At 72.0% G+C, this 9,493-nt stretch carries 6 protein-coding genes; 1 reads left to right on the top strand and 5 read right to left on the bottom strand.

What is annotated here, in order from left to right:
• Nucleotides 1–49: 49 nt before the first annotated feature.
• The 4 genes from narI to RZ84_RS03640 are packed head-to-tail and all read right to left on the bottom strand — an operon-like array spanning nucleotide 50 to nucleotide 6,735.
• Entirely contained in the window at nucleotides 50–814 is a 765-nt protein-coding gene (narI, locus tag RZ84_RS03655) for a respiratory nitrate reductase subunit gamma (RefSeq protein ID WP_043263066.1), read from the bottom strand.
• Complete coding sequence (gene narJ, locus RZ84_RS03650; RefSeq protein WP_043263065.1) at nucleotides 811–1,401, bottom strand: nitrate reductase molybdenum cofactor assembly chaperone; 591 nt, start codon at nucleotides 1,399–1,401, stop codon at nucleotides 811–813. The genes narI and narJ overlap by 4 nt, the downstream gene beginning before the upstream one ends.
• Complete coding sequence (gene narH / locus RZ84_RS03645) at nucleotides 1,398–3,038, bottom strand: nitrate reductase subunit beta (RefSeq protein WP_078893555.1); 1,641 nt, start codon at nucleotides 3,036–3,038, stop codon at nucleotides 1,398–1,400. The genes narJ and narH overlap by 4 nt, the downstream gene beginning before the upstream one ends.
• A gap of 1 nt (nucleotide 3,039) precedes the next feature.
• Entirely contained in the window at nucleotides 3,040–6,735 is a 3,696-nt protein-coding gene (locus RZ84_RS03640) for a nitrate reductase subunit alpha (RefSeq protein ID WP_052229757.1), read from the bottom strand.
• Between the two features lie 504 nt (nucleotides 6,736–7,239).
• Between RZ84_RS03640 and RZ84_RS03635 the strand changes: the two genes are divergently transcribed.
• Nucleotides 7,240–9,000: a chloride channel protein gene (locus tag RZ84_RS03635; protein ID WP_241778007.1), complete on the top strand. Its 1,761-nt coding sequence runs from the start codon at nucleotides 7,240–7,242 to the stop codon at nucleotides 8,998–9,000.
• Nucleotides 9,001–9,054: 54 nt separating this feature from the next.
• On the opposite strand, the gene RZ84_RS03630 is transcribed toward RZ84_RS03635, so the two are convergent.
• On the bottom strand, nucleotides 9,055–9,493 hold a 439-nt coding region (locus RZ84_RS03630; protein WP_107068222.1), incomplete at its 5' end, for a MarR family winged helix-turn-helix transcriptional regulator.

The raw sequence follows: 9,493 nt of genomic DNA, 5'->3' as shown, positions 1-9,493 counted from the left end.
GGCGGGCGGGGGGGGGGGGGGGGACGGGCCGGTGACGCGGGTTGCCGGGTCAGCGCGGCAGGCCGGCGTGCCGTTGCCGTTCGCCGGACTGCTTCGGGTACGGGCGGGCGGTGGCCGGGTGGCGGTACGGCGTGGCCCGGGCCCGTGAGCGGTAGACGATGTACGGCCGGACCAGGTAGCCGACGGGCACGGTGAAGGCGTGCACGAGCCGGCTGAAGGGCCAGAGCGCGAAGAGGGTCATGGCGAGCAGGGCGTGCAGCTGGTACACGAGCGGGGCGTGTGCCATCGCCGGGACGTCGGGGTCCAGTTCGAACAGGCTGCGGAACCACACGGAGACGCCGAGCCGGTAGTCATAGGGGTTGGCCACCGAGGAGGCGGTGGCGGTGAGCCCGGCCAGGAGGACCACCGTCAGCAGCGGATGGACCACCCGGTCGCTGCGGCTGGTCGCCTGGCGGACCGCCGGCACCCGCAGCCGCCGCCAGAGGAGGACACCGAGTCCGCCGAGGGCCGCGACGCCGGCCGCACCGCCCATGGTGAGGGCGACGGAGTGGTACGTCGTCTCGCTGACGCGGAGGCCCTGGGTGATCCACTCGGGCACCAGGAGGCCCATGACGTGGCCGCCGGCGACGAAGAGCAGCGAGTAGTGGAACAGCGGCCCGCCGATGCCCAGCAGCCGGGACTCGTGCAACTGACTGGAGCGGGTGGTGAAGCCGAAGCGGTCGTAGCGGTAGCGCCACACGGTGCCGGCGACGAGAACGGTCAGGGTCAAGTAGGGCAGGACGCCCCACAGGGCGATCTGTACGTGCGTGGTCACCGGCGGACTCCTTCGTCGCCCAGGGTGCGGTGGATAGGGAAGGGAACGGGGACGGGGGCGTCCGGTACGGGCGCGGGCGGCGGCGCGGCGGGCAGTGTGCGCTGGACCGCGCGCAGGACGTGGACGTAGGGGCTGCGGTAGTCGTCGAGCGCCTGGGCGAGGAGGTCCAGGGCGCCGCGGTACTGCTGGAGCAACGGAGTGCCCGCACCGGGGCAGCGGGCGGCGAATTCGAGCAGGGCGGGGAGGAAGTCGGGCAGTTCGCCGGCGTCGGGCTCCCAGCCGGCCGCCCGGTAGCGCGCCTTGAGCGCGGCCAGGGAGGCGCCGCGGCGGCGGGTGTCGCCGTCGGTGTAGTGGGTGAGGTGGAGCGTGCGGCGCCGGCTGCGGTCGAAGGTGGTGACATAGCGCGCCCCCAGGTCCAGGGGCGGGACCGGGGCCGTCGCGCGGCAGAAGTCGAGCAGCAACTCGCCTTCGGGGCACTTCAGTCGGGACAGCGCGGAGGTGACCTCGGCGACCCGTCGCGGCCAGGCCGGGCCGGGGTAGGACAGGAGCAGGGCCGCGGCCTGGTGCAGGGCCCGATGGCGGATCACCGGGTGCCGTCCGCTCCGCCGTGCGGCGGGAAGAGGCCGCTCGGGCGTCCGCGGCCGTTCCAGTTCAGCAGGTTGATCCGGCCGCGCAGCCGGCTCGCGGGCGCCTCGGCGGCCAGCGCGGGCACGGCGTGAAAGGCGTCCGGGTCGTACATGCCCGGACCGCCGTGCCCGTCGAGGCTGCACCCGCTGCCGTCGGCGGCGTCGTCCCGGCCGGTCTCGGTGGCGTAACCGGTGGGAATGACGTACCGCTCCTCGTACTTGGCGAGCGCCAGCAGCCGGTACATGGCCTCGATGGAGTGCTCGTCCATGCCGACACCGCGGGCGATGGCCGGGTCCCGCTCCTCGCCGAGGTTGATCCGGCGCATGTGCGCGCGCATCGCGGCCAGCCGGCACAGCGCGGCCTCGACCGGTCCTCGGTCCCCGGCGGTGAAGAGCCCGGCCAGGTAGTCGAGGGGGATGCGCAGGGTGTCGATGGCGCCGAAGAGGTTGGCCGGGTCCTCGCCGTCGTGGCCGCTGCGGGTCAGCGCGTCGACGACGGGGGAGAGCGGGGGGACGTACCAGACCATGGGCAGGGTGCGGTACTCGGGATGGAGCGGCAGCGCGACCCGGTAGCGGGTGATGAGGTCGCGCACGGGGGAGTGGCGGGCGGCGGTGATCCAGTCGTGCGGGATGCCCGACTCCTCGGCGGCGCGGACGACTTCGGGGTCGTCCGGGTCGAGGAAGCAGCCGAGCTGGGCCTCGTACAGGTCCCGCTCGTCGGGGACCGCGGCGGCCTCGCCGGCCTTGTCGGCGTCGTAGAGGATGACACCGAGGTAGCGCAGCCGCCCGACGCAGGTCTCCGAGCAGACGGTGGGCTCACCCGCCTCGATGCGCGGGTAGCACAGGGTGCACTTCTCGGCCTTGCCGGTGGTGTGGTTGAAGTACACCTTCTTGTACGGGCAGCCGCTGACGCACATCCGCCAGCCGCGGCAGCGGTCCTGGTCGACCAGGACGATGCCGTCCTCGATGCGCTTGTACAGGGCGCCGGAGGGGCACACCGCGACACAGGACGGGTTCAGGCAGTGCTCGCAGATCCGCGGCAGGTAGAACATGAACGCCTGCTCGTACTCCAGCTTGACCTGGTCGTTCATGCGGCGCAGTACGGGGTCGCCGGCCAGGTGTTCGGGGCCGCCGCCGAGGTCGTCGTCCCAGTTGGGGCCCCAGGTCACCGCGGTGGGCCGGCCGTCGATCAGCGAGCGGGGGCGGGCGGTCGGCAGGTCGTCGCCGAGCGGCGCGGAGATCAGTGTGTCGTAGTCGTAGGTCCAGGGCTCGTAGTAGTCGTCGAGCGCGGGGAGTTCGGGGTTGGCGAAGAGCCGGGCCAGGCGGCGGGCCCGGCCGCCGGTGCGCGGGACCAGGCGGCCCCGGCCGTCGAGGCGCCAGCCGCCCTTCCACTTGTCCTGGTCCTCGTGGCCGCGGGGGTAGCCCTGGCCGGGGCGGGTCTCGACGTTGTTGAACCACGCGTACTCGGTGCCCTGCCGGTTGGTCCAGGTCTGCTTGCAGGTGACCGAGCAGGTGTGGCAGCCGATGCACTTGTCGAGGTTCATGACCATCGCGATCTGCGCCATGCAGCGCCCGATGGTGGTGGTGCGACGGGGCATGTCAGTACTCCACGTGCTGGGTGCGCCGGCGGATCACGGTGACGGCGTCCCGCTGATTGCCGGTGGGTCCGTAGTAGTTGGGGGCGAAGGACAGCTGTCCGTAGCCGCCGATGAGGTGGGTGGGCTTGATCAGCAGGCGGGTCAGGGCGTTGTGCACCCCGCCGCGGCGGCCGGTCGCCTGGGTGCGCGGCACGTTCACCAGGCGTTCCTGGACGTGGTACATGAACACCGTGCCCGGCGGCATGCGGTGCGAGACCACGGCTCGCGCGCTCACCACGCCGTTGGGGTTGACCGCCTCGATCCAGTCGTTGTCCGCGGCCCCGATGGCCTCGGCGTCGGCCACGCTCATCCAGATGACCGGCCCGCCGCGGGCCAGGGTCTGCATGAGCAGGTTCTCCTGGTACTCGGAGTGGATCGACCACTTCGAGTGCGGGGTGAGGTAGCGGACGGTGACCGAACGGGCGCCGTCGTCGGCCGGGGTGGTGCCCTGTACCGCGGTCAGGTCCAACGGGGGCCGGTAGATGGGGAGTTGCTCGCCGAGTTCGGTCATCCAGTCGTGGTCGAGGTAGAAGTGCTGGCGGCCGGTGAGGGTGTGCCAGGGCTTGCGGTGCTCGGTGTTGACGGTGAAGGGGGCGTAGCGGCGGTCCGGGGCTTCCTTGCCGGACCATTCGAAGCTGGTGCCGACCTGTACGGGCCGGTCCTGGGTGTCGGAGTAGACCACCCGGCGCTCGCGGACCGATTCGGCGAGTGCGGCGAATCCGGCGCCGGGCCCGCAGCGTTCCGCGAGCCGGTCGAACCCCTCGGCGGCCAGGCGCCCGTTGGTGGTGCCGGACAGCGCCAGGATCGCCTCGCACAGCTTCACATCGGTGTCCAGGAGCGGCCGGCCGTGGGCGGGCCCGGTCGCGACGGTGCCGCAGCGTTCGGCGAGCCAGCGGGCCTCCGGCACGGGGTGGACGGTGATGCCCTTGACCGTCATGCCGTGCTCCTCCGCGAGCGGGCCGAACGCCGCCAGCTTCTCGGCGACGGCGGTGTAGTCCCGCTGGACGACGGCGAAGTGGGGCAGGTTGCCGCCCGGCTCCGGGGGCGTGCCGTCCCGCCAGTCCCGGACGGTGCCGCCGGGTTGCGCGGTCTCCCCAGGGGTGTCGTGCTGCGGCGGTGCGGCCACCAGGTCGTAGGCGGTGGCCAGCCGATCCGCCGCCAACTCACTGAATTTCTCCGCGAGTCCGTGGAAGATCTCGAAGTCGGTGCGGGCCTGCCAGGGCGGGCTGATGGCGGGGGAGAAGGCGTGCACATAGGGGTGCATGTCCGTGCTGGACAGGTCGTGCTTCTCGTACCAGGTGGCGGCGGGCAGGACGAGGTCGGCCATCAGCGTGGTCGAGGTCATCCGGAAGTCCAGGGCCAGCAGCAGATCCAGCTTGCCGCGCGGCGCCTCGTCGTGCCAGGTCAGATCGCGCGGCCGGCTCCCCTCCGGCGCTTCCTCCGCACGGGCGTTGTCGCTCGCCCCCAGCAGGTGGCGCAGGAAGAACTCGTTGCCCTTCGCCGAGGAGCCGATCAGGTTGGCCCGCCACACGGTGAGCACCCGCGGCCAGTTGGCGGGGTCGTCCGGGTCCTCGCAGGCGAACGCCAGGCGTCCCGCGGCGAGTTCGGCGGCCACCCACTCGCCGGGCTCGTGGCCCGACGCGTGCACCCGCCGGCCGAGGTCGAGCGGGTTGGCGGTGAACGTGGGGGCGGACGGCATCCACCCCAGCCGCATCGACTGGGCGACGAGGTCGGCGGTGTGCCGGCCGGTGAACGCGCCGCGCGCGGTCGGCGCGGCCAGCGTGCCGGCGTCCTGCCCGTCGTACCGCCACTGGTCGGTGTGCAGGTACCAGTAGGGTGTGCCGGCCACCTGCCGCGACGGGCGCACCCAGTCCGCGGCGGACTGCAACTGCTGCCAGCCGGCGTACGGGCGGACCTTCTCCTGGCCTACGTAGTGGGCCCAGCCGCCGCCGTTGACGCCCTGGCAGCCGGTGAGCAGGAGCAGGGTGAGGAAGGAACGGTAGATGGTGTCGGAGTGGAACCAGTGGTTGGTCCCCGCGCCCATGACGATCATGCAGCGCCCGCGGGTCTTCTCCGCCGTGTGCGCGAACTCCCGCGCCGCGCGCACCACCGCGCCCGCGGGCACCGAGGTGATCGTCTCCTGCCAGGCCGGGGTGTATGGATGCGCCGCGTCGTCGTAGTCCTCGGGCCAGTCGCCCGGAAGCCCGGGGCGGCGCACTCCGTACTGGGCCAGCAGCAGGTCGAAGACGGTGGTCACCCGGCGCCCGCCGATCTCCCGCACCGGGACCCCGCGCCGCAGCGCACCGGTGTCGTCGAAGCGCGGCAGCAGTACGCGGGCGCAGTCCCCGCCCTCCCGGTGGAAGGTCAGCGCGGGCTCCACCCCGTCCAGGTCCAGGTTCCAGCGGCCCATCCCGCCCTTGGACCAGCGGTCGCCGAGGGTGCCGTTGGGTACGACGGGCCGTTCGGAGGCGGCGTCGAGCAGCACCGGCTTCCAGGACGCCGCCGCCCCGGCGTCCGCATCGAGCCCCAGATCCGCCGCGGTCAGGAACTTCCCCGGTACCAACTCACCATCCTTTTCGGTGAGTTCGACCAGGAACGGCAGATCGGTGAACTGCTTGACGTACTCGGTGAAGTACGGGACCTGCCGCCGCACGAACCACTCGGTGAGGATCACCTGGCCCATGGCCATCGCCAGCGCACCGTCGGTGCCGGGGTGCGGATGCAGCCACTCGTCGGCGAACTTGGTCGCGTCCGCGTAGTCCGGGGAGACCACCACCACCTTCTGGCCCCGGTAGCGGGCCTCGGCCATCCAGTGCGCGTCCGGGGTGCGGGTGACCGGGACATTGGACCCCCACAGCATCAGGTAGGCCGCGTCCCACCAGTCGCCGGACTCCGGTACGTCCGTCTGGTCGCCGAAGACCTGCGGCGAGGCGATGGGCAGGTCCGCGTACCAGTCGTAGAAGGAGACCATCGGCGCGCCGATCAGCGACATGAAGCGTGCTCCGACGGCGTGCGAGGCCATCGACATGGCGGGGATCGGGGAGAAGCCGGCGACCCGGTCCGGGCCGTATGCCGCGATGGTGTGGACATGGGCGGCGGCGGCGATCTCCAGCGCCTCCTCCCAGCCGATCCGCACCAGGCCGCCCTTGCCGCGGGCCGATTGGTAGCGGCGCCGCTTGGCGGGGTGGCCGGTGATCTCGGCCCAGGCGGCCACCGGGTCCTTCAGCCGGTCGCGCGCCTCGCGGTAGAGCTCCAGGAGGACCCCGCGCACATGCGGGTAGCGCACCCGGGTCGGCGAGTAGGTGTACCAGGAGAACGAGGCTCCCCGCGGGCAGCCGCGCGGCTCGTACTCGGGCCGGTCCGGGCCCACCGACGGATAGTCCGTCTCCTGCGTCTCCCAGGTGATCACGCCGTCCTTGACGTACACCTTCCACGAGCAGGAACCGGTGCAGTTCACCCCGTGCGTGGAGCGGACGACGCGGTCGTGCGCCCAGCGCTCGCGGTAGGGGGCGTCATTGACGCTCTGATCGGTGCGGTAAACGGCCCGCAGGTCGGGGGTCGTCGGAGACCGTCGCAATGTCGTTCCAGCCCGCAGCAGCTTCTCCGCGGCCACCGCCGCAACACGTTCCGCTTCCTTACGGGCACCGCGTCCTACCACCACCGTTGCTCCTTTCACGGTACGGGGTAGCGGCGCCGACCGCACCGGCCCCCGTGCCGTGGCGGTCGCGTTCCACTGCGACCAGCTTCACCACGCGGCGCCGCCAAGAGCGCACCATCACGGCAGAGTTGATGAACGTTATACGTAGTTTTTCTTGCCCTTTGCAATGCTTGCCATGTGCATGTACTTCGAACCGGTGAAGGGGTGTCAGTTTCCGGCCACGCCCCTGGTGGGGCGCGTACCGGCGCGCTCCGTCATTCGTCGTCCGCCCCCCGGAGCCATCCGGCGGCCCGTCCACGTACTGGACGCCGGCTCGCGCCGGACTATTGCGCACTGCAATACTTTCAATATGGAAAACATACGGACATGCCCGTGGCCGGGCGGCCGAGCAGGTCTGACAGGCACCCCGCGAACCGGAGGACTGCTGCGGTGAACAGGGTGCGCAAGACAAAAAAGAAGATGCACCGAGGCGCCCACCTCGGCGATTTCACCGTCCAGCCGAGGATGCTGCTGATCTGCGGCTGGGCATTGCTCGTCGGCGGGGCCGGGGCGGTGGCGGCACTGGCGCTGCTGCGGCTGATCGGCCTCGTCACCAACATCGTCTTCTACCAGCGATGGTCCACCTCGCTGGTCGCGCCGGGCCTGGAGCACCGGCCGTGGTGGCTCGTACTGGGCGCGCCGGTGGCCGGCGGACTGGTGGTCGGCCTCATGGCGCGCTACGGGTCCGAGAAGATCCGCGGCCATGGCATGCCGGAGGCGATCGAGGCGATCCTGACCGGCGGCAGCCGGGTCGCGCCGCGAGTGGCCGTGCTCAAGCCGGTGTCGGCGGCGATCAGCATCGGCACCGGCGGACCGTTCGGCGCCGAAGGCCCGATCATCATGACCGGTGGCGCGATCGGATCGATCCTGGCTCAGGCCCTGCGGCTGAGCGCCGACGAACGAAAGACACTGCTGGTCTCCGGCGCGGCGGCCGGTATGGCGGCGACCTTCAACTCACCGCTGGCCGCCGTGCTGCTCGCCGTGGAACTGCTGTTGTTCGAGTGGCGCCCGCGCAGCTTCGTCCCGGTCGTCGCGGCGGTCGGCGTCAGCACCGTGGTGCGCGGCTTCCTGCTGGGCACCGCCCCGATCTTCCCGGTCGCCGCCTCCGGCCTGCACGCCGCGCCCACCGTCGACGCGCTCTGCGCGGTCGCTGGCCTCCTCGGCGGCGCCCTGGCGGTGGCCGCGACCTGGCTGGTCTACCGCGCCGAGGACGGCTTCGCCCGGCTGCCCTTCCACTGGATGTGGTGGCCCGCCATCGGCGGAGCGGTCATCGGCCTGGGCGGACTGATCGAGCCACGCGCCCTCGGCGTCGGCTACGACGTCATCGAACAACTGCTGACCGGGCGCGCCACCGTGTCGCTGATCGTCGGCATCCTGGTCGTCAAGACCCTGATCTGGTCGCTCTCGCTCGGCTCCGGTACCTCCGGCGGCGTGCTCGCCCCCGTATTCATGATCGGCGGGGCGGTCGGAGCGGCCGAGGGGCTGCTCTTCCCGCACGTCATACCCGGCTTCTGGGCGATGATGGGGCTGGCCGCCGTGGTGGGCGGCGTGATGCGGTCACCACTGACCGGCGTGGTCTTCACCCTTGAGCTCACCCACGCCTGGGGCGCGGTACTGCCGCTGCTGATCTCCTCCACCGCCGCCTACGCCCTGTCGGCCCTGGTGCTGAAGCGCTCGGTGCTCACCGAGAAGATCGCCCGCCGCGGACTGCACCTGACCAGGGAGTACTCCACCGACCCCCTGGAGACGTTCTTCGTCGAAGAGGTCATGGAACGCCGGCCCCTCCTCCTCGCAGGCCAGGAAAGCCCGGAGGGAGCGATCAAGATCACCAAGGACGCGGCGGACACCGCCGGCGGCGGGCAGTGCCTCCTACCCGTCCTCACCGACGACGGGGTGCCCGGCATGGTCGTCACCCACGACCGCCTCCTGGAGGCGACGTCCCAGGACGCCGCCGCCCACGGCCGGACCACGCTCGCCGACGTCTGCGAACCGTCCCCGGTGATCCTGCGGCCCGACGACACCCTGCGCCGAGCCGCCTACCTCTTCGCCGAACACGGCGTCACCGAAGCCCCGGTCGTCAGCCACGGACCCGACGCCCAGGTGGTGGGGACCATCGCCCTGCGCCACCTGCTGCACGCACGGCGCCACGACCTGACCGAGGAACACCACCGGCAGCGCCTCATCCCGGGCCAGCGCCGCCCCCGCCCGGACTCCGTCCCGGCCTGAGCCGCCCGGCGCCCTCGCCCGGCAACCAGCCGGGCGGGGACGCCGTCCGCGCGCCTACGACGATTCCGTCAGCGAATCCACGGCCTGCTCCCCGGAGGCCTCGGTCAGCGCCCGCAGCCCCCGCACCAGCTCGGCCCGCCGGCCGGCGGGAAGACGGCCGACGATGGCCTGGATCTCCCGGTGCCGGTGGGCCATGACCTTCTCGACCAGCCGTCGGCCGGCCGGCCGCAGACGCAGGATGACCTCACGGCGGTTGCCGGGATTGACCTGGCGGTCCACGAGGCCGGGGGCCTCCAGTTTGTCGACCATGCGCATCGCCGTGGACGGGTTCACATCCAGCGCGGCAGCCAGCTCGGCGAGCTTCACCGGGCCCTCACCGTGCAGGACCACCAGGGTGCGCAGCTGCGGCAGCGTCAGCGCCGGCTCGATCTCGGCGAGCGCCCGCGCGGAGAGCGCGACAAACAGACGGGACGCCGTCATGACGGCGGCGGTG

Origin of the sequence: Streptomyces sp. CT34 (assembly GCF_000805335.1) — a bacterium.
Lineage (GTDB): Bacteria > Actinomycetota > Actinomycetes > Streptomycetales > Streptomycetaceae > Streptomyces.
Note: the sequence above shows the minus strand (reverse complement) of the source record. Positions and strands in the feature narration are given on the sequence as shown.

Excerpts from the sequence above, each read along its gene's own strand:
- RZ84_RS03635 (WP_241778007.1), top strand. The coding sequence starts at position 7,240 with ATGCTGCTGATCTGCGGCTGGGCATTGCTCGTCGGCGGGGCCGGGGCG.
- narH (WP_078893555.1), bottom strand. The coding sequence starts at position 3,038 with ATGCCCCGTCGCACCACCACCATCGGGCGCTGCATGGCGCAGATCGCG.